This window comes from Microbacterium sp. NPDC078814 (assembly GCF_040702645.1).
Lineage (GTDB): Bacteria > Actinomycetota > Actinomycetes > Actinomycetales > Microbacteriaceae > Microbacterium.
The window spans coordinates 1-23,704 of the sequence record NZ_JBFBLT010000005.1 but is presented as its reverse complement, the minus strand read 5'-3'; the positions used below and the strand labels follow the sequence as shown (position 1 = coordinate 23,704).

The following is a 23,704-nucleotide window of genomic DNA, read 5'->3' as shown; positions in this document are numbered from 1 at the left end:
GCGGACGATTGCCCCTAGCCGTCACCCGACACGGACGCTACCGTGACAGGGAGACGGCTGGGGGCGTCGCGATTTCCGAGGAGGAATGGTGCTCGACCCCACCGTCTGGCTCGACGTCCCGCAGGAGGTCTCCACGGGCACGCTTCCCGGATGGGAGCGGGTGGACGAGCTCGTGCGGGAGGCGCACGCCCGGTACGCGGACGAGGTGTCCGGGGAGGTGGCGGACTACATCCCTGTCCTCGCCGCGGTCGATCCGGAGCTGTTCGGGCTCGCGGTGATCGAGGTGGGCGGCGGCATCCACGACGCCGGAGACGCGCTGCACGCGTTCTCCATCCAGTCGATCTCGAAGATGTTCGTCTACGCGCTGGCGATCCAGGAGCACGGCCACGAGCGGGTCCGCGAGATCGTGGGCGTCAACAACACCGGCCTCGCCTTCAACTCGGTGGTGGCGCTGGAGCTCAACGACGGGCATCCGCGCAACCCGATGGTCAACGCCGGGGCGATCGCGACCACCGCGCTGATGCCCGGCGCCACGGCGGTGGAGCAGTGGGAGCGCGTCCGCGAGGGGCTGTCCGCGTTCGCCGGACGACCGCTGAGCCTGGACGGCGAGGTCTACGCCTCCGAGGCCGGGTCGAACGAGCGCAACCGCGCACTCGGATGGCTGCTGCGCAGCTACGGACGACTGGCCGGCGATCCGGACGAGATCGTCGACGTCTACACCCGTCAGTGCGCGCTCAGCGTGACCGCGCACGACCTCGCCGTCATGGGGGCCACGCTCGCCGACGGCGGGGTCAACCCCGTGACGGGAGAGCGGGTGGTCTCCGCGGACGTCTGCCGTGACACGCTCGCCGTCGTCGCGGCGAGTGGGCTGTACGAGCGGTCAGGGGACTGGCTGTTCGAGATCGGCCTTCCGGCCAAGTCGGGCGTCTCGGGCGGCCTCGTCGCCGTCTCTCCCGGCAAGGGCGCCGTCGCCGGCTTCTCGCCCCGGCTGGACGAGGCGGGCAACTCGATCCGGTCGCAGATGGCGATCGGCCACCTGTCGCGGTCGCTGGGGCTGAACCTCTTCGCCTCCGCGCCCGCGCCCGCGCATGCCGGCGAGGCGCCTGTCTCGTCAGCCTCGGAAGGAGCGCGCTCATGACCCGCACGGCCCCCGCCCCCGCGAAGACGTCCTGGCTGCCGATGGTCAGCCTGTTCCTCGCACAGGTGCTCATGTCCTTCAACGTCGCAGCGCTGCCGATCTCCCTCGGCGGCATGGTGAGCGACTTCGGCGTCCCGCCGACCGTCGCGAGCACGACGATCGTGATGTACGGCCTCGCCGTCGCGGCGCTCGTGATGACCGGGGCCAAGCTCGGGCAGCGCGTCGGCTGGGTGCTGATCTTCCGCGTCGTCGTCGCGCTCTTCGCGGGGTCGGCCGTGATGATGCTCCTCGCCCCGACCGTCTGGTGGGCCATCGCCGGGCAGGCCGTGGCGGGAGCGGCCGCGGCGATCATCGTCCCCTCGATCGTGGCTCTGATCGCCGAGAACTACCGGGGCCCGCAGCAGGCCACGGCCATCGGCGCGATCGGCTCGGCACGCGCGATCTCCGGCGTCAGCGCCTTCCTCATCGGAGGGACGCTCGGGACGCTCGTCGGGTGGCGTCCGCTCTTCGTCATCGTGCTGGCGATCGCCGTCGCGGTCTTCGCGCTGAGCTTCACGCTGCGCGGCGATCGCGGCGATGCGGCGATCCGCATCGATCTCGTCGCGGCCCTCCTCATCGGCGCGGCGATCGTGCTGCTGACCCTCGGATTCAACAACCTGAACAGCTGGGGAGCGCTCCCGGCGGCGCCGTCCGCCCCGTTCTCGGTCTTCGGGCTCTCACCGGCACCGATCTTCATCGTGCTGGGGATCATCCTGGGCCAGGGGTTCTTCCTGTGGACGCGGCGGCGGATGGCGGAGGGCAAGGTGCCGCTGATCGATCTGAGCGTGCTCGGCTCGTCCCGGGAGCGCGCCGCGGTGTACGCCATGTTCATCGTCGTGGCGCTGGAAGCCTGCGTGAACTTCACGGTGCCGCTGTACATCCAGATCGTCCAGGGGCGGACGCCCTTCGACACCGCCCTCGCGATGATGCCGTTCAACCTCACGGTGTTCGTCACGGCGACGCTCGTCGTGCGGTTCTACACGCGCTACCCGCCGCGCACGATCGGCGTCTTCGGGTTCATCCTCACGACGGCGGCGCTCGTCTGGCTCTCGATCGTCGTGACGAACAACTGGGAGACGGTGCCGACCATCGCCGGCCTCATCGTGTTCGGCATCGGCCAGGGCGCTCTCGTCACCCTGGTCTTCAACGTGCTCGTGACCGCGGCGCCGCCCGAGCTCGCCGGCGACGTGGGATCGTTGCGCGGCACCACGCAGAACCTCGCCTCCGCGGTCGGGACGGCGCTCGCCGGGGCGCTGCTGGTCTCGCTGCTCGCGCTCAACGTCGGACGCGCGGTCGTGGAGCATCCGGAACTGCCGCCGTCGCTGGTGTCGCAGGTCGACCTGAACGAGGTGAACTTCGTCAGCAACGACGAACTGCGTGCGGTCCTGGAGACCACGGACGCGACGCCGGAACAGGTCGACGCCGCGGTCGCCGTGAACGAGGAGTCGCGCCTGCGCACCCTCAAGCTCGGCCTGCTGATCCTCGCCGCGGTGAGCGCGCTCGCGATCCTGCCGGCGTCGCGCCTGCCGAACTACCGTCCGCACGAGATCCCGGACCCCTCGCCGGCCGGGCCGGGGGAGTGATCCTCAGCGGAGCTCGGAGATGAGCACGGCGCTCGTCCCGGGCGCGATGGCCTCGAACACGTGCGCCGCGTCGCCGGCATACGTCAGGTAGTCGCCCGGGTTCAGCACCACGGCATCCTCGGGCGGGCCGACCCGCGCCTGTCCGGCGATGAGGATCACGTGCTCGATCGTGCCCGCATGGTGGGGGTCCGAGCGTCGGGGGTCGCCGGGCTCCGCCTGGATGAGGTACACGTCGCGCCGGGCGCCCGGAGGGCTCGCGGAGAGGAGGGTGGCGCTGTAGGCGGCGGCAGAGGAGGGCACCCCCGCGAGGTCGTCGGCGCGGATGAGGGTGGGGGCGTTGGCCTGCTGGTCGACGAGCACCGCGAAGGGCACGCCGAGCGCGACGCCCAGCGCCCACAGCGTCTCGACGCTCGGGTTGCCGGCACCGCTCTCGAGCTGGGAGACCGTCGCCTTGGAGATGCCGGCCCGCCGGGCGAGCTCGGAGACGGACAGGTTCGCCGCCTCGCGCTCGCGGCGGAGCGTGCGGGCGATGCGGGTGCGGAGATCGTCCATGCGTTCATCATGGCAAACGATCGTTCGCTTGACTATGCATCCAGGCATGTTCAGAATGATGATCGTGTGTTCAGTGAAGCGAACGTCGTGGCGGAGCGGACCCCGATGACCGCCGAGCGCGAGGTGTGGCGCGAGGCGCTCGGCGTCGTGCTCGCGACGAGCGCCTACGGGATCTCCTTCGGCGCGCTCGCCGTGGCCGCGGGCCTCGACGTGTGGCAGACATGCGTGCTCAGTCTCCTGATGTTCACCGGGGGATCGCAGTTCGCCTTCGTGGGAGTCTTCACCGCCGGCGGACTGGCCGCCCTGCCCTCGGCGATCGCGTCCGCCGCCCTGCTCGGGGTGCGCAACGTCGCCTACGGGATGCGCATGTCGCCGGTCGTCGGCGGAGGACCGGTACGACGAGCGCTCGCCGCGCACTTCACGATCGACGAGTCCACCGCCGTGGCGATCGCGCAGGACGATCCGCGCCTGCGCCGGGTGGGATTCTGGGTCACGGGTGTCGGCATCTTCCTCGGCTGGAACCTCACCACGCTCGTCGGTGCGCTGGTCGGCGACGTGCTCGGCGACCCGAAGGCCTGGGGGCTGGACGCCGCGGCGGCCGCGGCGTTCCTCGCCCTGCTGTGGCCGCGTCTGCGTCAACGGCAGGCGGTCGCCGTCGGGATCGCGGCCGCCGTGATCGCGGCCGCCCTCACCCCGTTCCTCCTGCCCGGACTCCCGGTGCTCGTCGCCGCTCTCGTCGCGATCGTCGTCGGATGGTTCAACTGGCTCGGAACGCCGCGACCCGCAGGCGCCGGCGAAGGGGAGGGAACCGCATGACCCTCTGGAGCGCCATCCTCCTCGCGGCCCTGATCTGCCTCGCCCTGAAGGCCGTGGGCTATCTCGTGCCGCCGAAGGTGCTCGAAGCGCCGCGTCCGGCCCGTATCTCCGATCTCCTCACCGTCGCGCTGCTCGCCGCCCTCGTCGCGGTGCAGTCGCTCGGCGACGGGCAGGCCATCACCGTCGACGCGCGTGTCCCCGCCCTGCTCGTCGCGGCAGGTCTCCTCTGGCTGCGGCAGTCGTTCCTCGTGGTGGTGGCCGCCGCCGCCCTCGTCGCCGCGCTGCTGCGGCTGTTCGGTCTGGCCGCCTGACACGTCGTTCCGCCGGACAGTGCCCGGGTAGGATCGGGGGGTGCGCGGGAAGTGGTTGTCGAGGGTGCTGTCCTGGGTGGCTGCTGCCCTGGTGGGTGGGGTCTACGGCGTGGCCGGGACCATCGCACACAGCGTCATGTGGGGGCCGATCCCGATCGGCCTCATCGTCGCCGCCATCGCCTGCGCCGCGATCCTCATCGCCGTCCGTGCGCTCACCCACGACCGGGGAGCGGCCGTTGCCGCCGGTCTGGGGATGCTGGGCATGATCGTGCTCATCTCGGGCGTCGGCCCCGGCGGCTCCGTCGTCGTGCAGGACACCCTCGCCGGGCGCATCTGGACGTATCTCGCCGCCGGCATCGTGCTGCTGGTCATCGCGTGGCCGTCGTTCTCCCGGCAGCCGGTCCGCCCCGCCACGCCGTCCTCGGAGGAACCCGAGGTCCACGGGTCGTAGACTGAGGGGGTGACGTATGTGATCGCCCTCCCGTGCGTCGATGTCAAGGATCGCGCCTGCATCGACGAGTGCCCCGTTGACTGCATCTACGAGGGCGAACGGTCGCTCTACATCCACCCCGACGAGTGCGTGGACTGCGGAGCGTGTGAGCCGGTGTGCCCGGTCGAGGCGATCTACTACGAGGACGACCTGCCCGACGAGTGGCAGGACTACTACAAGGCCAACGTCGAGTTCTTCGACGAGATCGGCTCGCCCGGAGGCGCCGCCAAGGTCGGCGTCTACCCGTTCGACCACCCGATCATCGCCGCGCTCCCGCCGCAGGGCGAGTAGGCCCGCTCCGTGAGCGTCCGCGACCTCGCCGACTACCCGTGGGACGCCGTGGTCCCGTATCGCGAGCGCGCCGCCCGGCACCCGGGCGGGCTCGTCGATCTCTCCGTCGGCTCGCCGGCCGATCCCACGCCGGAGATCGTCCGTCAGGCCCTCGCCGAGGCGACCGACGCCCACGCCTATCCGCAGACCGTCGGCACCCCCGCGCTCCGGGAGGCGATCGTCGACTGGTACGCCCGCCGCCGCGGCGTCCCGGACCTCCGGGCCGACAACGTGCTGCCGACGATCGGCTCCAAGGAGCTCGTCGCGCTCCTGCCCACGCTGCTGGGGCTCGGCGCCGGCGATATCGTGGTGCATCCTCGCGTCGCCTACCCGACGTATGAGGTCGGCGCGCGGGTGGCAGGGGCGACGCCCCTCGCGGTCGACGACCCGGCGGAGTGGCCGGAGGGCGCCAAGCTCATCTGGATCAACACCCCGGGCAATCCCGACGGCCGCACCTGGACGGTCGACGAGCTCGCCGCGGCGGTGCAGCGGGCGCGGGAACTGGGCGCCGTGCTGGCCAGCGACGAGTGCTACGCCGAGCTCGGCTGGGACGGCCCCTGGGCGGACGACGCGATCCCGTCGGTGCTCGACCCCCGGGTGACCGGCGGCACGCGGGCGAATCTCCTCAGCGTGTACTCGCTGAGCAAGCAGTCCAACCTCGCGGGTTATCGGGCGGCCTTCGTCGCCGGCTGCGCCCGCGTAGTCGGCGAGCTCCTCGCCGCGCGCAAGCACCTCGGCCTCATGCCGCCCGCGCCGGTGCAGCAGGCGATGATCGTCGCCCTCGGTGACGACGCACACGTCGCGGCGCAGAAGGAGCTCTACCGTGAGCGGCGGGCGCTGCTGCTGCCCGCCGTCGAGGCTGCCGGCTTCCGCATCGACGGCTCGCAGGCCGGGCTGTACCTCTGGGCGACCGAGGGGCGCGACGCCTGGGAGTCGATGGCGCGCCTCGCGGACCTCGGGATCCTCGCGGGCCCCGGGCACTTCTACGGCGCCTCGTCGCCTGCGCACGTGCGGCTGTCGCTGACGGCGCCGACCGACCGCGTCGCGGAAGCGGCGCGACGCCTGCGCGGCGCGGATCTGTAGGATCCCTCCCTGTTGCAGCCATCCCTTTGGCGGTTGTCACAGTAGGCCTGCGTGACGACTAGGCTGTAAAGGCGATTCGGTCGGCACCCGGCCCGGCGCTCGGCGCCAGAGATATCGCCAGTTCCGGCTTGATCAAGAACTTGCTGACGCCCGCGATGCCGGGGCGATCAGACAGAATGAGGAGGTCCGCGTGAGCGCTGCGGCAGACCAGACGGCGAAGCTGACGATCGGCGACACCACCGCCGAATTCCCCCTGGTGCGCGGTACCGCGGGCCACGACAGCATCGACTTCTCGACGCTGACCCGTCAGACCGGCTACACCGGGCTCGACTACGGCTTCGTCAACACCGCCTCCACGAAGTCGGACATCACCTTCATCGACGGCGACAAGGGCATCCTGCGCTACCGCGGCTACCCGATCGAGCAGCTCGCCGGCAGCACCAGCTACCTCGAGGTCGCGTGGCTGCTCATCTACGGGGAGCTCCCGTCCGCCGGAGAGCTGGCCGAGTTCGACGAGAAGATCCGTCGGCACACGCTGCTGCACGAAGACCTCAAGCGCTTCTTCTCCGCGCTGCCGCACACCGCGCACCCCATGTCGGTGCTCTCCTCCGCCGTCGCCGCCCTGTCGACGTACTACGAGGGGCAGACCGACCCGCACAACCCCGAGCACGTCGAGCTGAACACCATCCGCATGCTCGCCAAGCTGCCGGTCATCGCCGCCTACGCGCACAAGAAGAGCGTCGGCCAGGCGTTCCTCTACCCGGACAACTCGCTCGGCTTCGTGGAGAACTTCCTCAAGCTGAACTTCGGCGTGAACTCCGAGCCATACGAGATCAACCCGACCATGGTGAAGGCCCTCGAACTGCTGCTCATCCTGCACGAGGACCACGAGCAGAACGCCTCGACCTCCACCGTCCGCCTCGTCGGCTCCACGGGAGCCAACCAGTTCGCCTCCGTCTCGGCCGGCATCCAGGCCCTCTCGGGTCCGCTGCACGGTGGTGCGAACGAGGCCGTCCTCACGATGCTCGGCCAGATCCGCGACTCGGGACAGAGCGTCTCCCGGTTCGTCGAGCGGGTGAAGAACAAGGAAGAGGGCGTGAAGCTCATGGGCTTCGGGCACCGGGTGTACAAGAACTACGACCCGCGCGCCAAGCTCGTCAAGGAGGCCGCGGACGAGGTGCTGAGCTCGCTCGGCGTCACCGACCCGCTCCTGGACCTCGCGAAGGAGCTCGAGGAGATCGCCCTCGCGGACGACTACTTCCGTGAGCGTCGCCTGTATCCGAACGTCGACTTCTACACGGGCGTGATCTACAAGGCGATGGGCTTCCCCACGCGGATGTTCACGGTCCTCTTCGCGATCGGCCGCCTGCCCGGCTGGCTCGCCCAGTGGCGCGAGCTCCAGCTCGACCCGCAGACGAAGATCGGCCGTCCGCAGCAGCTCTACACCGGGTCGCCGGAGCGCGCCTTCCCGACGCGCTGAGCGCGGCGCCGCAGACGCCGAAGGCCCCCTCGCACCGGAGTGCGAGGGGGCTTTCGTCGTCGTCAGGCGCGAGCCGGGATCAGCGTCCCTGGCCGCCGCGCGCGCCCTGGCGGCCCTGGCCGCCCTGGCGCTGCGCACCCGGCGCGCCCTGGCCGGCCGAGCGCGGACGGCGACGACGGCGGGAGGGCGGGGTGGTCGCGGTGCTCTTCTCGCCGCCCGCGGGCCGCTGCTTCGCAGAGCGCTGCTGCTGCGGCTGCGGGGGAGCGGGGCGCACGTGCGGAGCCCGCTCGGGGACGAGCTCGGTGACGGCGTCGGCGGTGAGGTTCTCCAGCGGTGCCGTGATGGCGGCCTTGCGCAGGAGATCCTTCACGTCACGGCGCTGCTCGGGCAGGACCACGGTGACGACCGTGCCGGCGGCGCCGGCGCGAGCCGTGCGGCCCGAGCGGTGCAGGTAGGCCTTGTGCTCGACGGGCGGGTCGACGTGGACGACGAGGTCGACGTTGTCCACGTGCACACCGCGCGCCGCGACATCGGTCGCGACGAGGACGCGGACGCCCCCGTCGGCCGGGTCGGTGGAGAAGGCACCGAGGTTGCGCTCCCTGGCGTTCTGGGACAGGTTGCCGTGCAGGTCGACGGCGGGGATCCCCGCGGCGGTGAGCTGCTTGGCGAGCTTCTTCGCCTGGTGCTTGGTGCGCGTGAAGAGGATGCGACGGCCGGTGCCCGAGGCGAGATCGCGCACCAGCACGGTCTTGTTCTCGGGGGAGTCGACGACGAGCACCCGGTGGGTCATCTCGCCGACGGGCACGCTCGCCTCGTCGACCTCGTGGCTGACGGCGTTCGTGAGGAACCGGCGGGCGAGGGTGTCGATGCCGCGGTCCAGCGTGGCGCTGAAGAGCAGGCGCTGACCGTCGGCGGGCGTCGCCGAGAGGATGCGGGTGACGCCGGGGAGGAAGCCGAGATCGGCCATGTGGTCCGCCTCATCGAGCACGGTGACCTCGATCGCGCTGAGACGCACGACCTGCTGCTTCATGAGGTCTTCCAGACGGCCGGGGCAGGCGACGACGATGTCGACGCCGCCCTGGAGCGCCTGCTCCTGCGGACGCTGGCTGACACCGCCGAACACGGTGGTGACCCGAAGGCCGACGGCCTCCGCGAGCGGGGCGACGGTCGCGGCGATCTGGGTGGCGAGCTCGCGGGTGGGGGCGAGCACGAGGCCGCGGGGAAGGCCGGAACGGCGCTTGTGGCCGGAGGCTGCCAGGCGGGCGACGAGCGGGAGCGCGAAGGCGATGGTCTTGCCGCTGCCCGTGCGTCCGCGACCGAGGAGGTCACGGCCGGCGAGCGAGTCGGGCAGGGTGTCGCGCTGGATCGCGAACGCCTCGGTCTTTCCGGAGGCGGCGAGAACGGTGGCGAGCTCGGCGGGAACGCCGAGATCGAGGAAGGAAGGCATGCAGAGAACTCCGTCAGCGCACGAGAATGGCGCGGGATAGTGGGGTGAGGTGGGCGAAGACGCAGCGAGTGCGCGTCCGTTCGCCGTGCGAATGGCCAGTTCGGGCTGGAGAGGGGAGCGCGGGCGCTCGCTTCGGTCCTCGGAGACCCCTAGACGACGACGATGCTGACCGGCCGGCGGCGCGGGCAACGGAGCCAGTCTACCAGCGGAGACCGGTCGAAGGCTGCAGGCGGGCTGTCAGGCGTGGAGCGCCTCGTTGAGCGTGACGCCGACGCCGGCCCGACGGACCGCCTCGACGGCACCCGTGAGGGAGTTGCGACGGAAGAGGAGGCCGTCCTGGCCCGAGAGGTCGGCGCCCTTGACGGTCTTCCGTCCGCCGTCGGCCGTCGCGGGACCGTCGGCGAGCACGATCTTCGTCCCGGCGGTGACGTAGAGCCCGGCCTCCACGACGCAGTCGTCGCCGAGGGAGATGCCGATGCCGGCGTTCGCGCCGAGAAGCGTGCGGGCGCCGATCGACACGCGATGCGACCCGCCGCCGGAGAGGGTGCCCATGATCGAGGCGCCGCCGCCGATGTCGCTGCCGTCGCCGACCACCACGCCCTGCGAGATGCGCCCCTCGACCATCGAGGCGCCGAGGGTGCCGGCGTTGAAGTTGACGAAGCCCTCGTGCATGACCGTGGTGCCGGGGGCGAGGTGGGCGCCGAGCCGCACGCGCGAGGCGTCGGCGATGCGCACCCCGGCGGGCTGCACGTAGTCGGTGAGACGAGGGAACTTGTCCAGGCCCTGGATCTGGATCCCGGCGCGCTGGAGCTGCGGACGCAGGCGCGCGGCATCGGCGGGGAGCAGCGGGCCGGCATTGGTCCAGGCGACGTTCGGCAGGTGACCGAAGATGCCGTCGAGGTTGAGGGCGTTCGGCCGCGCGAGCAGGTGCGACAGCGCGTGCAGACGCAGATAGGCATCCGCGGTGGAGACCGGGGCGGCGTCCAGATCGATCGTGAGCTCGACCACCGCGAGGGTGACGTCGCGGCGCTCGTCCTGACCGGTCTGTGCGTCGAGCGCGGTGCGCGCGGCGGCGACCTCGGTCTCGGACGGCGCGGACGAGCGGACCTCCGGGTACCACGCGTCGAGGACCGTGCCGTCGCTCGCGGTGGTCGTCAGGCCGAGTCCCCAGACAGATCGTGCGTCGCTCATGCCTCCACGGTATCGCGCCGGCGACGGTGTCCCGTCCCGCATGACGGGCATCAGTAGGCTGGGGGCATGGTGCTCGATCTGACCGCGTCCTCCGCCGACATCACCCGCGCGATCTGCGACGTCCCGAGTGTCTCCGGCGACGAGAGGACACTGGCCGACCTGATCGAGGAGGCCGTGTCCGGTCTGCCGCACCTGGAGGTCATCCGGCACGGCAACACGGTCGTCGCCCGCACGGATCTCGGTCGGGCGCAGCGCGTCGCGATCGCCGGGCACATCGACACCGTGCCCCTCAACGACAATCTGCCCACGCGCGACATCGAGATCGACGGCGTGCCGTATCTGTGGGGTCGCGGCACCGTCGACATGAAAGCCGGGGTCGCGGTGCAGCTCAAGCTCGCCGCCGAGCTCACCGACCCCGCGATCGACGTGACCTGGATGTGGTACGACAACGAGGAGGTCGCGGCCTCCCTGAACGGCCTCGGGCTTCTCGCCGCAGCGCGTCCTGACCTGTTCCAGGCCGATTTCGCCATCCTCGGGGAGCCGTCGAACGGCCAGGTCGAAGGCGGGTGCAACGGCACGCTGCGGGCGATCGTGCGGACCACGGGCGTCCGCGCGCACAGCGCCCGGGCCTGGATCGGCGAGAACGCGATCCATCGCGCGGCGCCCATCCTCACCCGGCTGTCCGAGTACCGGGCCCGGGAGGTGCTGGTGGAGGGCCTGCTCTATCGGGAGGGACTCAGCGCGGTCCGCATCGCGGGTGGGGTCGCCGGCAACGTCATCCCGGACGCCTGCGAGGTCGAGGTCAACTACCGCTTCGCGCCGAACAAGTCCGCGGCCGACGCCGAGGCCCACGTCCGGGCGGTCCTCGCCGGCTTCGACGTCGAGATCACGGATGCCGCCGAGGGTGCCCGCCCCGGGCTGGACGCCGACATCGCGCGCCGGTTCGTCGCGGCGGTCGGCGCGGAGCCGCAGCCGAAGTACGGATGGACCGACGTCGCGCGCTTCTCGGCCCTCGGCATCCCGGCCGTGAACTACGGGCCCGGTGACCCGCATCTCGCCCATCACGACGAGGAGCGTGTGCCGCTCGCCCAGATCGACGCCGTCGAGCGGGGTCTGCGCGCATGGCTCACGTCGCACTGACGCTCGCACGGCGCTGGGCGCGGACGCCGCTGGCTCTGCGCATCGGCATCATCTACGTCCTCGCACGGGTCGTGACGACCGGATTCCTCATCGCCGCGGCCTCCCTGTCCACGGTGTTCTCGCGCTTCGGCGGCGACGCCGGGCTCGTGGACTTCGTCCTCGGATGGGATGCCCAGTGGTACTGGCAGGTGGCGGTGCACGGCTATCCCGCCGACCTCCCGCTGACCGACGACGGGGAGGTGGCCGAGAACGCGTGGGCCTTCATGCCCGTGTTCGCGTACGCCGCGAAGGCGTTGGGCTTCCTGTTCGGCTCCTGGGGCGCCGGAGCGCTCGTGCTCGCGCTCGTCGCTGGCTACCTGGCCTGTCTCGCCCTGCATCGTCTGCTCCGCGACCGCATCGGGAACGCGGCGGCGCTGTGGGCCGTCGTCTTCTTCGCCGCCGGCCCCCTGGGCGCCCTGTTCCAGGTGGGATATGCGGAGACGCTCTTCCTGCTGCTGCTCTTCCTCGCGCTGGACGCGACGATCCGCCGGAACTACGCCTGGCTGTACGTGCTGATCCCGGTGCTGGGATTCACCCGTCCCGGAGTGCTCGCCTTCGCCCTGTACCTCGGCCTGCACGGGATCCTCCGCTGGACGCACCGTCGCACGGATCCGCTCGGAGGCAGGGAGGTCGTGCACATCGTCGCCCTCGGCGCACTGGCGACGGCGACCGGGTTCGCGTGGCAGGTGATCGCCGGTGTCGTGACCGGGGACCCCGGCGCCTACCTCGCCACCGAGCTCGCCTGGCGCCGGCACTGGATCACCGGGGGCGTCGAGGGCTTCGTGCCCTTCGAGGGCTGGGTGCAGGCATCGCAGTTCTGGTTCGAGCTGTGGGGTCTGCCGGCCGCCTGGGGGCCGGTCGCGCTGGTCGTGCTCGTGGTCGCGGCGGCCGCCGCGCTGCTGCTGTCCCCGCAGGTGCGCGCGCTCGGCCCCGACCTCCGTCTCTGGAGCGCGAGCTACCTGCTCTACCTGCTCGCGGTGTTCTTCCCGCAGTCGAGCACGTTCCGCCTGCTGCTGCCGCTCAGCCCGGCGTGGGGAGCGGTGGCGGTGCCGCGCTCACGAGCGTGGCGGCTGGGGGTGCTGGCGCTGTGCCTGGTCGGCCAGTGGGTGTGGATCTATCACGTGTATGCCCTCGGCAGCACGTTCTGGCAGGTGCCCTGACGACGCCGGGGAGCAGATTGTGTCCCGTGACGTCCACGGCGCGGTCGCACCCGATAAACTCGTCCCATACCACCGGAGGAAAGGGAGCCACGATGGCAGCGATGAAGCCGAGGACCGGAGACGGACCCATGGAGGCCGTGAAAGAGGGACGACTCATCATCGTGCGTGTTCCGCTCGAAGGAGGAGGCCGCCTGGTCGTCTCCGTGAACGACGCCGAGGCCAAGGAGCTTCACGACGTGCTCGGTGCCGTCGTGGCCCCGGCCTGATCGTACCTGGTCCGCTGCAGCGCGACGCGAAGAGGGCGAGGGATCCGCGGATCCCTCGCCCTCTTCGCGTCGGCGGACCCGGTCAGGCCCGGTCGTCGAGGCGGATCAGCTGCAGCAGGCCCTCGCCCGCGGGTGAAACCGTGGCCAGCACCGCCGATGACTCCTGCGTCTCCTGGACGAGTGATCGGTAGGCGGAGGTGACGTCGTCGCGCTGGACAGGGTCGGCGACCCGGCCCCCGGCGAGGATGCGCGGCACGAGCACCAGGCCGCCGGTGCGGGCGAGGCGGAGACCGTGCGAGACGTACTCGATGACGTTCTCGGGGTCGGCGTCGACGAGGACGATGTCGTACGACGCCTCGTTCATGCGGGGGAGCACGTCGATCGCGCGGCCGGCGATGAACCGCGCGCGGGTGGCGGGCACCTTCGCGTCCGCGAACGCCTGACGGGCGGCGGCGAGGTGCTCGGGCTCGTTGTCGATCGAGGTCAGCACCGCGTTCGGGGCCCCGCGCAGCAGCCAGAGTCCGGAGACGCCGGCGCCGGTGCCGATCTCGACGATGGAGCGCGCCGTTCCGGCGGCGGCGAGCACGGCGATCTGCGAGCCGACGACCGCGCTGATCGGGGCCGCTCCCAGCTCCACGGCGTGGGCGCGAGCGCGGGCGATGGTCTCCGGCTCGACGATGGACTCGCGAAGGAAGCGCGCGTTGGCGTCGTGCTCGCTCATGACCTGCCTCTCCCTGCGTGCATGGCTGATGTGTCCAGGGTATTCGCTCACCGCGCGCAGAGCCCGCAGGCGCGGCGGTAGCCTGGTCACATGACGTTCGGCCTCACCTTCGAGAAGCTGCTGCTCATCGGCCTGATCGCGGTGCTGATCATCGGCCCCGAGCGTCTGCCGCGTGCCGCGGAGGCCTTCGCGAGCATCGTGCGCAGGGCCGGCGAGTACATCCGCGACACGAAGTCCCGTGTGCGCGAGGAGATGGGACCGGAACTCGACGACGTGGACTGGCGCAAGCTGGACCCGCGCCAGTACGACCCCCGGCGGATCATCCGCGACGCCCTCCTCGAGGAGCCGGAGCCCGCGACCCCCGCGCAGGCGACGGCGACGATCGCCGAGCCGGTGGCCCCGCGCACCGCGCCGCCGACCTTCAGCGCGGAGGACCGCCCGCCGTTCGACAGCGAGGCGACCTGAGCCGTCCGGTCAGGAGATCCGCGTCCGCAGGGTCGCCAGCTCCTCGTCGCTGAAGAGCGAGCGCGGGATGGCGGTGGCGACGGAGGCGTCGCGCACCTTGAAGATCACGGCGTCCCGTCCGACGCGGAGACTCTGGAACGTGGCGTAGGGGATCTCGGAACGACGACGATCGCTTCCCAGCTGCAGCCGATCCTCTTCGAGTGCGACCCACACGACGCTCTCCACCGGCATCGCGGCCCGCACGGCGCGCCGGGCGCTCGAGGTGGTCAGGAGCACCGCGTAGGCGCCCAGTCCCACCGTGACCACGGGCATCCAGGCGACGATCGCGCTGACCTCGGCTCCCGTGGAGAGGAGGTCGTTGAGGGTGAAGACGGAGAGGACGAGTCCCGCCGCCAGCGCGACCCACATCACGATCGCGACGGGACGGGTGAGCGCGTAGACGGCCGCGTCGCGCGCCATCCTCCGCAGCAGTCCCTCATCCACGGTCACGGAGCGGTGCGGCATCCGTCCATCCTCCCACGCGTGCTCATCCGATCGACATGGGCAGCGAGCGGCCGGACAGGCCCCGGCCCCGTCGGGCGAGGGCGGCGGCCATCGTGCGGATCGCCTGCGCGGCGGCGTCGTCCGGCGCCGCGGTGACGACCGGGACGCCCTCGTCCCCGCCCTGGCGGAGCGCCGGGCTGAGCGGGATCGAGGCGAGCAGGGGGACCGGCGCGTCGGGCGCGGACAGGGCCTCTGCGACCGCCGCTCCGCCGCCCGCACCGAACAGGTCGACGACGGTACCGTCGGGGAGGGTATACGCGGACATGTTCTCGATCACGCCGATCACGCGCTGACCGGTCTGACGGGCGACGAGTCCGCTGCGGATGGCCACGTCGGAGGCCGCCGCCTGCGGCGTGGTGACCACGAGCACCTCGGCGTGGGGGAGGAGCTGCCCGATCGAGATGGCGATGTCCCCGGTGCCGGGCGGCATGTCGATGAGCAGGACGTCGAGATCGCCGAAGAAGACGTCGGTGAGGAACTGCGAGATCGTGCGGTGCAGCATCGGTCCGCGCCAGGCCACGACGGACTCCCCGTCGCGCAGGAACATCCCGATCGAGATGGTCTTCACCCCGTGGGCCACCGGCGGCAGCATGAGGTCGTCGATGCGCGTCGGCTGCGTGCCGGCCGGGATGCCGAGCAGACCGGGGATCGAGAAGCCGTGCACGTCCGCATCCACCAGGCCGACGGCGAGGCCCTGGTCGGCGAGGGCGACGGCGAGGTTCGCGGTGACGGTCGACTTGCCGACGCCGCCCTTGCCGCTGGAGACGAGGATCACGCGGGTGAGGGAGTCCGGCCCGAACGGCATGTGCCGCGCCGGACGACCCGCGCGGAGCCGTTCGGTGAGCGCCGTGCGCTCGGCCGGGGTCATCACGCCCACCTCGACCTCGACGCCCGTCACCCCGGGGACCGTGGCGGCGGCGTCGCGCACGTCGCGCTCGATGCGGTCGGCGGCGGGGCACCCCACGATCGTCAGCACGATGCCCACATGCGCCACGCCGTCTTCGACCGTGATGTCGCGCACCATGTCGAGGTCGCCGATCGGCCGCCGCAGCTCGGGGTCGGTCACCGCCGCCACTGCGGCTCTGACGCTCTCGGCCGCGGTCATGAGGCGGTGCCGCCTGCGGGCTTCTCCTCGGCGTCGCCCAGCTCAGCCAGCAGGGCACGGAGCTCCTGCCGCAGCACGTCGCGGGTGACCACCTGCGCGTTGCGCTCCTCCAGCGACATCCGCAGCGCGACGATCTCGCGGGCGAGGTACTCGGTGTCGGCGAGGTTGCGCTCGGCGCGCTGCCGGTCCTGCTCGATCTGCACGCGGTCGCGGTCGTCCTGGCGGTTCTGCGCGAGGAGGATCAGCGGCGCGGCGTACGAGGCCTGCAGCGACAGCATGAGGGTGAGCGCGGTGAAGCCCAGTGCGGCGTCGTCGAAGCGCACCTCGCGGGGCATCAGCGTGTTCCAGCCGATCCAGAGGATGCAGAAGAGGCTGAGGATGACGAGGAACGCCGGCGTGCCCATGGCACGGGCGACCCATTCCGTGAAGCGTCCGAAGCGGTCGCGCGAGGTCGACCGGGGGCGGGTGCTCGTCCGTCCCGGCGCGTCGAGGCGGGCGGCCCGCTCCTTGCGTGCCATCAGCGCGCCTCCGTCACGGGCGGGGCGACGTCGTCGCTGTCGTGGGTGCGCCAGTCGTCCGGCAGGAGGTAGTCGAGGACGTCGTCGATGCTGATCGCGCCGACGAGGCGGTGGGCCGCGTCGATCACGGGCAGGGAGACGAGGTCATAGCTGGCGAGCATGCGGGCGACCTCGGCGGCGGAGGCGGTGACGGGCACCGGCTCGAGGCTGTCGTCGAGGATGGCGCCGAGCCGCTCGTGCGGCGGATAGCGCAGCATCCGCTGGAAGTGCACGAGGCCGAGCAGCCGCCCGGTCGGCGTCTCGAACGGCGGGAGCGTCACGAACACCGCTGCCGCCAGGGCCGGGTGCAGCTCGTGGCGGCGGATGAGCGCCAGGGCCTCGGCGACCGTGGCGTCGGCGGACAGGATGATCGGCTCCGGGGTCATCAGACCGCCGGCCGTGTCGGGACCGTAGCGCAGCAGCATCCGCACGTCTTCCGCCTTCTCCGGCTCCATCCGCTGGAGCAGCTCCTCCAGCTGGGTGGGCGGAAGCTGGGCGAGGAGGTCGGCGGCGTCGTCCGGCTCCATCTGGTCGAGGATGTCGGCCGCGCGCTCCTCGCCGAGGCGGTCGAGGATGTGCACCTGCTCGTCCTCCGGCATCTCCTCGAGGGCGTCGGCGAGGCGATCGTCGGAGAGCTCCTCCGCGACCTCGATCATCCGCTGCTGCGGGAGGTCGAGGAGCGTGTTGGCGAGATCGGCGGCGTGCAGCTCGGAGTACGAGGCGACGAGCTGCTCGGCGGACTGCGACTCGCCCGGTGCGTGCTCCTCGGTGACCTCGCTCCAGGCCGCGAACGTCGTCGGGCCCTTGGCGAACGGCGACGCGCCGGTCTTCGGGCGGCGCAGGAAGAGCTGACTGATCGCCCACTCGCCGAGACGGTTCGGCTCGATCGCCACGTCCTCGATCACCGCGGTGCCGCTGCCGTCGGTCAGGCTCACCCGCCGGCCCAGCATCTCGGCGAGGACGCGCACCTCGCCGGCGCGGGGAGAGAAGCGCCGCACGTTGATGAGGCCGGTGGTGATGACCTGCCCGGACCGGATCGACGTGACCCGGCCGATCGAGAGGAACACATGGCGCCGGCCGGGGATCTCCACGACCAGTCCGATCACGCGCGGGGCCGCGGTACTTCGATACACGACGACGACGTCCCGGACCTTGCCGAGCCGGTCGCCGACGGGATCGAAGACGGCGCACCCTGCCAGGCGCGCGGCGAAAACCCGTTGTGTGCTCACCCGACCAGCGTAGCCCGCGGCGTGCCGGGGCGGCTGTCGGGGCGGTCGCTCGGCCGGCCGCGAGGCACGACGTGGAAGAATAGCCGGATGAGCATGCTGAATCGCCCCGCGAGCGGCACGGACACCGGTGAGATCGTCGCCTCCATGCGCGACTACGAGAGCGCGCAGAAGGCGGTGTCGAAGCTGATCGCCGGAGAGGTCCCTGCGCGCGACATCGCGATCGTCGGGCAGAGCGTGCGGACGGTCGAGCGGGTGACCGGAAGGCTCGGCTACGCCGCGGCCGCGCGCTCTGGCGCGATCAACGGGGTGCTCATCGGCCTCTTCCTGTCGGCGATCCTCGTCCTGGGCAACCCCGAGGTGCCGATCCAGCTGTTCGTCGGCTTCGTCCTCATCGGCGTCGCGGTGGGCATGCTGCTGAGCCTCATCACCTACGCCATCGTGCGTCGCCGCCGTGACTTCGCGAGTGTGACGCAGTTCGCCGCGGATCACTACGAGGTGACCGTGCAGCCCGGGTCGCTGGCGAAGGCGCGGCAGGTCCTCGGCGCGCAGCGGGTCGCCCCCGTGCGTCCTCCGGTGAACCTGGACGAGCCGCCGAAGTACGGCGAGCGGATCCCGCAGGGCGCTCCTGCTCCGGCCCCTGAGCCTGCTCCTGAGCCCGGCCCGGCCCCTGAGCCTGCTCCGGCCCCTGAGCCTGCTCCTGAGCCCGGCCCGGCCCCTGAGCCTGCTCCGGCCCCTGAGCCTGCTCCTGAGCCCGGCCCGGCTCCTGAGCCTGCCCCCGCTCCTGAGCCCGGTCTTCCGCCCCGGCCCGCCGACCCGGAGACCGGCACCCCCGGATCGGTGCGGTGACCTCGGAGCCCTCCGCCGTCCGGATCGAGGTCGCCCTGCCCGCCGGCGCGACCCCGGTGTCCGCCGACTGGACGCCGGGCACCCGCGATGACGTCATGCTGATCGCCCACGGGGCCGGAGCGGGGAAGGATCACCCGTTCCTCGTCGGCTTCGACCGTGCGCTCGCCGCACTCGGCTTCTCGACGCTGCGCTTCTCCTTCCCGTACGCCGAGCAGGGGCGCCGCATGCCCGGTCCCGCCGCGCACGCGGTCACGACGTGGGAGGCCGCGGTCGCCGAAGCCCGTGCACGGGCGCCGCATGCCTCCGTGTGGGCGACCGGGAAGTCCTACGGCGGGCGCATGGCGTCCCTGGCCGTCGCGGAGGGGCTCGTCGTGGACGGCCTCGTCTACCTCGGCTACCCGCTCCACCCGCCGGGGCGTCCGGACAAGCCGCGGATCGCCCATCTCCCCTCGATCACCGTCCCGCAGCTCTTCGTGGAGGGCACCGCGGACCCGTTCATCCAGCCGATCGCGCAGCTCGAGGAGGCCGTCGCGTCCTGTCACGACGCGCGGGTGCACTGGGTCGAGGGTGGCGGCCACTCCTTCGAGGTGAAGGGCCGGCGGCGACCACCGGCGGACGTCGCCGCGGACCTGGCGCCCGTGGTCGACGCCTTCGTCAGCACGCTGCGGGGGTGAGGGGCGGGGCCGCGGCCCCACTCCCTCCCGTCGTCAGCCCTGCAGTCGCGCCATCCAGGCCTCGACCTCGTCGGCCGTGCGCGGGATGTCCGCGGAGAGGTTGACCGGGCCGTCCTCGGTCATCAGGATGTCGTCCTCGATCCGGACGCCGATGCCGCGCAGCTCGGCGGGTACCGTGAGGTCGTCGATCTGGAAGTACAGCCCCGGCTCGATGGTGAAGACCATGCCCGGCGTGAGGATGCCGTCATAGTACATCTCGCGGCGCGCCTGCGCGCAGTCGTGCACGTCGATGCCGAGGTGGTGCGACGTGCCGTGCACCATGTAGCGCCGGTGCTGGCCGCCCTTGTCCGCGTCCAGGGCCTCCTGGGCGGTGACCGGGAGCAGGCCCCACTCCGCGGTGCGCTCGGCGATCACGGCCATCGCCGCGGCGTGCACGTCACGGAAGCGGACACCGACCTTCGCCGCCGCGAAAGCCGCGTCGGCGGCCTCGCGCACGGTCTCGTAGACGCGGCGCTGCACGTCCGTGAACGTCCCGGACACCGGCAGCGTGCGGGTGATGTCGGCGGTGTAGAGGCTGTCCGCCTCCACGCCCGCGTCGACGAGGATGAGGTCTCCCGGCACGACCGTGCCGTCGTTGCGCGTCCAGTGCAGGTAGCACGCGTGCGGCCCGGACGCGGCGATCGTGTCGTAGCCCTCGCCGTTGCCGTCCTCGCGGGCGCGGCGGTGGAAGACGCCCTCGACGACGCGCTCGCCCCGGGCGTGCGCGACCGCGGCCGGGAGCTCACGGATGATGTCGTCGAAGCCCTGCGCCGTGATCGCCACGGCCCGGCGCATCTCGGCGATCTCGAAGTCGTCCTTGACGAGGCGCAGCTCGGAGACGAAACGCGTGAGGGCCTCGTCCTCGTCGAGGACGAGCTCGCCGTCGACCGGGGCGAACTCGTGCAGGTGCGCCGTGGCCACCTGCAGGTCGGCGGCGACGCCGGCCAGCGACGGGCGCGGGCCGATCCAGAACTCGCCGACGGTGGCGTCGGCGTAGAACTCGGTCGTGGTGCGGTCGGCGCGCTCGCGGAAGTACAGGGTGATGTCGTGTCCGTCGGACGTCGGCTCGAAGACGAGCACCGAGTCCGGCTCCGCGTCGGAGGCCCAGCCGGTGAGGTGCGCGAAGGCGGAGTGCGCGCGGAAGACGTAGTCGGTGTCGTTGCTGCGCTGCTTGAGCGAGCCGGCGGGGATCACGAGGCGCTTGCCCGGGAACGCAGCCGAGACGGCGGCGCGGCGGCGCTCGGCGTACGGAGCCTGGGCGCGCGGCGCGGGCAGCGTCTCCGGGCGCTCGGCCCAGCCGGTGGAGATGGTGTCGAGGAAGCCCTGCGGGAAGGGCTGCTTGCGGTTGGTCGAGCTGTTCTCGACGGGGGCTTCGACGGTCTCGTCAGCGATCGTGTCGTTTTCTCCGGTGCTCACCCGTCCAGTCTCTCACCTGGAGGCCTCCGGCGTGATCAGCCGGCCGGCTCGAGCTGCACGATGAGGCCGCGATGATCGCTGCCCCCGGCGTCGTCGAGCACGGCGGAGCCCGTGGGGCGCCAGTTGGCCGACGCCATCACGTGGTCGATGGGGGCGCCGGCGAGAGCGGGGAACGAGCTCGGCCAGGTGCCGGACATCCCGTTGCCGGTCCGGGAGGCGACGTCGCGGCAGTACCCGATGTCCCCGCCGTCGATGCCGAGGGAGGCCATGTGATCCACGGTCGCGTTGAAGTCGCCGGCGAGGATGAAGTCACCTGCGGGGCACTGGTCGGCGATCCACTGCAGGTCGCTCTGCCACTGCTGCATCTCCTCCATGCGCGGCGCGACGGCATGCACGGCGACGATCGTGGGGCCATCGCCATCGATGGGCATGAGCACGGCGCTGGGCACGGATCCGGTGTTGTTGCTCCCGTCCTTCGACGACTCGATGACGGAGTACTCGCCGAGCTCCGGAGCCACGAGCACGGTGGTCTGCCACGACTGCGGACCGTCCTCCACGTCCGGGCGGAACTGCACGTGGTGCACCCACATCGGATGCCCCTGCTCGCGCAGCATGAGCGCGATCCGCTCGCCGACCTCCTCGGTGGTCTCGGGCAGCGCCACCACGTCGGCCTCCTGCTCCAGGATCTCCCGGGCGATCTGCTCGGCGGAGACGGCCTCACCCGCCGTGTTCCAGGTGAGCACCCGCAGGCTCGTGTCGGTCCGCTCGGGGAGGGCGGCCACGCCGAACCCCCGCGTCGCCCCGATCACGCCGGTCGCGGCGGCACCGAGCAGCGCGACGATCAGGATGGACGCCGCGAAGCCCCGCAACGGCCGGGCGAGCAGGAGCAGGAGCGCCAGCACCGCGATGACCAGGAAGCCGCCGAGCACGAGGCCGCGGGCGGCGACGAGCTGAGCGAACGGGTAGGTCTGCTCGAGGCGGAAGAACTGCGGCCACACGACGACCGCCGTCGCGATCGCGAACAGGACGGTCAGCAGGATCCCCAGGAGTCGAAACATCCCGTCCAGCCTAGAAGCGCCGCCTGTGAAGTCCCTGCCTCAGGACCGGCTCGTCGCCGCGATCGGTGTCCGGGATTCCGCGCCACGCGCGTCGGCGCTCGGTACGCTCGGAGGATGCCCGTTCCGCCCGCCGGTCCCGCCGACCTGCACCTGCATTCCAACCACTCCGACGGCACCGAGGCGCCCGCCGAGGTCATGAGACAGGCGCATCGGCACGGGGTGCGGACCGCGGCGCTCACGGATCACGACCGCACCACCGGCTGGGCGGAGGCCGGTGACGCCGCCGTCGCCCTGGGCATGACCTTCCTCCCGGGCATGGAGCTCTCCGCCAAGCACGAATGGCGCAGCGTGCACGTGCTCGGCTACCTCTTCGATCCGGAGGATGCGGCGCTGCGGGCCGAGACCGACCGGATCCGGAACGACCGGATCGGGCGCGCGGAGCGCATCGTCCGCAACATCGGCCGCGACTACGACCTCCACTGGGACGACGTCCTCGCCCAGACGACGCTCGACGCGACGGTCGGCCGTCCCCACATCGCCGATGCCCTGGTGGCCCGCGGCATCGTGCGCGATCGGGGGGAGGCCTTCGACGGCATCCTGCACCCGCGGGAGGGCTACTACGAGCCCCACTACGCGCCGGACCCGCTGACCGCTGTGAGACTGCTCACCGAGGCGGGAGGCGTGGCGATCATCGCGCATCCCGTGACGGCGGGCCGTGATCGGATGATGCCGATGCCGTACATCGAGCGGCTGCTCGACGCGGGGCTGGGCGGGTTCGAGGTGGACCATCGAGAGAACACGGCCGCCGGCAAGCGGCTCCTTCGAGAGCTGGCGGAACGGCATGACCTCATCGTCACCGGGTCCAGCGACTACCACGGCACGGGCAAGCCCAACGTGCCGGGGGAGAACACCACCACGGAGGCCATGGTGGCCCGCATCATCGACCGCGCCACGGGCACCCCGCCGCGGCGTCCCTGAGCCCGGCGGACTGTCGGCGGTCTCCCGGCGTTCTGTCGACCCCGACCGCTACGGTCCGAGGCATGCAACGTGCCACCTCCCTGGAGCGCCGCGTCGATGCGGCCGCCCGCCGTCTCCTCCGCGCGGTGCCGACGACGGGCTTCCGCGCCGGACTCGCCGAGTTCGTCGTGTTCGTGCTCAAGCAGGCGTGGGCGTGCGTGTTCGGCGCGGCGCTCCTGGTGGTGATCATCGCGGCCCGCCTCTGGTATCCCGACGACGCGGCGCTCGCCCGCAACGACGCCCTGACGATCGCGGCCGTCCTGATCCAGGTGGCGATGCTCGTGTTCCGGCTGGAGAGCGGACGGGAGCTCTGGGTGATCGTGCTCTTCCACATCACGGGAACGGCGATGGAGCTGTTCAAGACCGATGTCGGCTCCTGGGCGTACGCCGCGGACGGCATCCTGCGCATCGGCGGCGTCCCGCTGTTCAGCGGCTTCATGTATGCGGCGGTCGGCTCGTACATGGTGCGGGTGTACCGGCTGTTCGACCTCGGGTTCACCCGCTATCCGCGGCGGTGGATGACGGCCGTGCTGGCCGCGGCGATCTACGTCAACTTCTTCACCCACCACTGGTGGTGGGACGCGCGGTGGGTGCTCCTCGCCGCCGTGGTCGTGCTCTGGCTGCCCACGATCCTGCACGCGCGCGTGTGGCGTCGCACCATCCGCCTGCCGCTCCTGGTCGTGTTCGCCGGCGTCGCAGTGTTCATCTACCTCGCCGAGAACATCGGCACGTGGGCGGGCGCCTGGGCCTACCCGGACCAGGCGGAGGGATGGCAGCCGGTGTCGCTGAGCAAGCTCAGTTCCTGGTTCCTGCTGATGATCATCTCGGTCGTGCTCGTCGCCTGGGTCTACCCGCCGCAGGTGCCGTCCGCGCTCCTGCAGAACGAGGGGCGCCGCACGGAAGACCGTCCAGGACATCTCGGCAGGCGACGTCACCTTCAGCGAGACCTACGGCGATGCGGTCGAGACC

26 protein-coding genes are annotated in these 23,704 nt (G+C 71.6%); 16 read left to right on the top strand and 10 right to left on the bottom strand.

Going from position 1 to position 23,704, the window contains the following annotated elements:
• Positions 1-88: 88 nt before the first annotated feature.
• A complete protein-coding gene (glsA, locus tag AB0300_RS10890; protein WP_366215992.1) occupies positions 89-1,138 on the top strand; it encodes a glutaminase A in 1,050 nt (349 codons plus the stop codon).
• Positions 1,135-2,760, top strand: a complete 1,626-nt coding sequence (locus AB0300_RS10885) for an MFS transporter (RefSeq protein ID WP_366215991.1) — start codon at positions 1,135-1,137, stop codon at positions 2,758-2,760. Before glsA ends, AB0300_RS10885 begins: the two co-directional genes overlap by 4 nt.
• Positions 2,761-2,763: 3 nt before the next feature.
• Here AB0300_RS10885 and AB0300_RS10880 read toward each other — a convergent pair whose 3' ends face one another.
• Entirely contained in the window at positions 2,764-3,312 is a 549-nt protein-coding gene (locus tag AB0300_RS10880; RefSeq protein WP_025102949.1) for an XRE family transcriptional regulator, read from the bottom strand.
• A gap of 105 nt (positions 3,313-3,417) precedes the next feature.
• Here AB0300_RS10880 and AB0300_RS10875 point away from each other — a divergent pair, with 105 nt between their 5' ends.
• The 6 genes from AB0300_RS10875 (at position 3,418) to AB0300_RS10850 (ending at position 7,822) form a co-directional block, all read left to right on the top strand.
• Positions 3,418-4,128, top strand: a complete 711-nt coding sequence (locus AB0300_RS10875) for an AzlC family ABC transporter permease (RefSeq protein ID WP_085606884.1) — start codon at positions 3,418-3,420, stop codon at positions 4,126-4,128.
• Entirely contained in the window at positions 4,125-4,439 is a 315-nt protein-coding gene (locus tag AB0300_RS10870) for an AzlD domain-containing protein (protein ID WP_025102951.1), read from the top strand. Before AB0300_RS10875 ends, AB0300_RS10870 begins: the two co-directional genes overlap by 4 nt.
• A gap of 40 nt (positions 4,440-4,479) precedes the next feature.
• Complete coding sequence (locus tag AB0300_RS10865) at positions 4,480-4,890, top strand: hypothetical protein (RefSeq protein ID WP_060922743.1); 411 nt, start codon at positions 4,480-4,482, stop codon at positions 4,888-4,890.
• Between the two features lie 9 nt (positions 4,891-4,899).
• Positions 4,900-5,220, top strand: a complete 321-nt coding sequence (gene fdxA / locus AB0300_RS10860) for a ferredoxin (protein ID WP_017203330.1) — start codon at positions 4,900-4,902, stop codon at positions 5,218-5,220.
• Positions 5,221-5,229: 9 nt separating this feature from the next.
• Positions 5,230-6,342 carry a succinyldiaminopimelate transaminase gene (dapC, locus tag AB0300_RS10855; RefSeq protein WP_366215990.1) on the top strand — a complete coding sequence of 371 codons (1,113 nt, stop codon included), beginning with the start codon at positions 5,230-5,232 and terminating at the stop codon, positions 6,340-6,342.
• Positions 6,343-6,532: 190 nt separating this feature from the next.
• The gene (locus AB0300_RS10850; protein ID WP_025102954.1) at positions 6,533-7,822 is read left to right on the top strand and encodes a citrate synthase; all 1,290 of its coding nucleotides are present in this window, start codon (positions 6,533-6,535) and stop codon (positions 7,820-7,822) included.
• Positions 7,823-7,901: 79 nt separating this feature from the next.
• On the opposite strand, the gene AB0300_RS10845 is transcribed toward AB0300_RS10850, so the two are convergent.
• Both AB0300_RS10845 and dapD read right to left on the bottom strand, forming a co-directional pair.
• Positions 7,902-9,269 (bottom strand): DEAD/DEAH box helicase, encoded by a 1,368-nt coding sequence (locus tag AB0300_RS10845; RefSeq protein ID WP_062766414.1) that lies wholly within the window; start codon positions 9,267-9,269, stop codon positions 7,902-7,904.
• 237 nt (positions 9,270-9,506) lie between these two features.
• On the bottom strand, positions 9,507-10,460 hold the full coding sequence (dapD, locus tag AB0300_RS10840; RefSeq protein WP_366215989.1) for a 2,3,4,5-tetrahydropyridine-2,6-dicarboxylate N-succinyltransferase: 954 nt from the start codon (positions 10,458-10,460) through the stop codon (positions 9,507-9,509).
• Between the two features lie 66 nt (positions 10,461-10,526).
• On the opposite strand from dapD, the gene dapE reads away from it, so the two are divergent.
• The 3 genes from dapE (at position 10,527) to AB0300_RS10825 (ending at position 13,065) form a co-directional block, all read left to right on the top strand.
• The gene (dapE, locus tag AB0300_RS10835) at positions 10,527-11,600 is read left to right on the top strand and encodes a succinyl-diaminopimelate desuccinylase (RefSeq protein ID WP_366215988.1); all 1,074 of its coding nucleotides are present in this window, start codon (positions 10,527-10,529) and stop codon (positions 11,598-11,600) included.
• Positions 11,582-12,799 carry a hypothetical protein gene (locus AB0300_RS10830; RefSeq protein WP_366215987.1) on the top strand — a complete coding sequence of 406 codons (1,218 nt, stop codon included), beginning with the start codon at positions 11,582-11,584 and terminating at the stop codon, positions 12,797-12,799. Before dapE ends, AB0300_RS10830 begins: the two co-directional genes overlap by 19 nt.
• A gap of 92 nt (positions 12,800-12,891) precedes the next feature.
• Positions 12,892-13,065 carry a DUF3117 domain-containing protein gene (locus tag AB0300_RS10825; protein WP_071328210.1) on the top strand — a complete coding sequence of 58 codons (174 nt, stop codon included), beginning with the start codon at positions 12,892-12,894 and terminating at the stop codon, positions 13,063-13,065.
• A gap of 82 nt (positions 13,066-13,147) precedes the next feature.
• On the opposite strand, the gene AB0300_RS10820 is transcribed toward AB0300_RS10825, so the two are convergent.
• Positions 13,148-13,786 (bottom strand): class I SAM-dependent methyltransferase, encoded by a 639-nt coding sequence (locus tag AB0300_RS10820; protein ID WP_025102959.1) that lies wholly within the window; start codon positions 13,784-13,786, stop codon positions 13,148-13,150.
• 90 nt (positions 13,787-13,876) lie between these two features.
• Between AB0300_RS10820 and AB0300_RS10815 the strand changes: the two genes are divergently transcribed.
• Positions 13,877-14,251 carry a twin-arginine translocase TatA/TatE family subunit gene (locus tag AB0300_RS10815; RefSeq protein ID WP_025102960.1) on the top strand — a complete coding sequence of 125 codons (375 nt, stop codon included), beginning with the start codon at positions 13,877-13,879 and terminating at the stop codon, positions 14,249-14,251.
• Positions 14,252-14,260: 9 nt separating this feature from the next.
• Here AB0300_RS10815 and AB0300_RS10810 read toward each other — a convergent pair whose 3' ends face one another.
• From AB0300_RS10810 to AB0300_RS10795, 4 genes are read right to left on the bottom strand one after another with little or no spacing between them, the layout of a single operon-like run.
• Positions 14,261-14,755 (bottom strand): YcxB family protein, encoded by a 495-nt coding sequence (locus tag AB0300_RS10810; protein ID WP_025102961.1) that lies wholly within the window; start codon positions 14,753-14,755, stop codon positions 14,261-14,263.
• Between the two features lie 22 nt (positions 14,756-14,777).
• Positions 14,778-15,899, bottom strand: coding sequence for an Mrp/NBP35 family ATP-binding protein (locus tag AB0300_RS10805; protein WP_366215986.1), 1,122 nt, complete (start codon positions 15,897-15,899; stop codon positions 14,778-14,780).
• Positions 15,896-16,417 (bottom strand): DUF1003 domain-containing protein, encoded by a 522-nt coding sequence (locus tag AB0300_RS10800; protein ID WP_025102963.1) that lies wholly within the window; start codon positions 16,415-16,417, stop codon positions 15,896-15,898. Before AB0300_RS10800 ends, AB0300_RS10805 begins: the two co-directional genes overlap by 4 nt.
• Positions 16,417-17,685, bottom strand: coding sequence for a CBS domain-containing protein (locus tag AB0300_RS10795; RefSeq protein ID WP_025102964.1), 1,269 nt, complete (start codon positions 17,683-17,685; stop codon positions 16,417-16,419). The genes AB0300_RS10800 and AB0300_RS10795 overlap by 1 nt, the downstream gene beginning before the upstream one ends.
• 87 nt (positions 17,686-17,772) lie before the next feature.
• Here AB0300_RS10795 and AB0300_RS10790 point away from each other — a divergent pair, with 87 nt between their 5' ends.
• Together AB0300_RS10790 and AB0300_RS10785 are read left to right on the top strand one after the other, a co-directional pair.
• The gene (locus AB0300_RS10790; protein ID WP_366215985.1) at positions 17,773-18,531 is read left to right on the top strand and encodes a general stress protein; all 759 of its coding nucleotides are present in this window, start codon (positions 17,773-17,775) and stop codon (positions 18,529-18,531) included.
• Positions 18,528-19,205 (top strand): alpha/beta family hydrolase, encoded by a 678-nt coding sequence (locus tag AB0300_RS10785; RefSeq protein WP_366215984.1) that lies wholly within the window; start codon positions 18,528-18,530, stop codon positions 19,203-19,205. The genes AB0300_RS10790 and AB0300_RS10785 overlap by 4 nt, the downstream gene beginning before the upstream one ends.
• Before the next feature lie 33 nt (positions 19,206-19,238).
• On the opposite strand, the gene AB0300_RS10780 is transcribed toward AB0300_RS10785, so the two are convergent.
• Positions 19,239-20,660, bottom strand: a complete 1,422-nt coding sequence (locus AB0300_RS10780; RefSeq protein ID WP_366215983.1) for an aminopeptidase P family protein — start codon at positions 20,658-20,660, stop codon at positions 19,239-19,241.
• Between the two features lie 35 nt (positions 20,661-20,695).
• The gene (locus AB0300_RS10775) at positions 20,696-21,718 is read right to left on the bottom strand and encodes an endonuclease/exonuclease/phosphatase family protein (protein WP_366215982.1); all 1,023 of its coding nucleotides are present in this window, start codon (positions 21,716-21,718) and stop codon (positions 20,696-20,698) included.
• Positions 21,719-21,832: 114 nt separating this feature from the next.
• Here AB0300_RS10775 and AB0300_RS10770 point away from each other — a divergent pair, with 114 nt between their 5' ends.
• Together AB0300_RS10770 and AB0300_RS10765 are read left to right on the top strand one after the other, a co-directional pair.
• Positions 21,833-22,696: a PHP domain-containing protein gene (locus tag AB0300_RS10770; protein WP_366215981.1), complete on the top strand. Its 864-nt coding sequence runs from the start codon at positions 21,833-21,835 to the stop codon at positions 22,694-22,696.
• A gap of 62 nt (positions 22,697-22,758) precedes the next feature.
• On the top strand, positions 22,759-23,704 hold a 946-nt coding region (locus AB0300_RS10765), incomplete at its 3' end, for a DUF817 domain-containing protein (protein WP_366215980.1).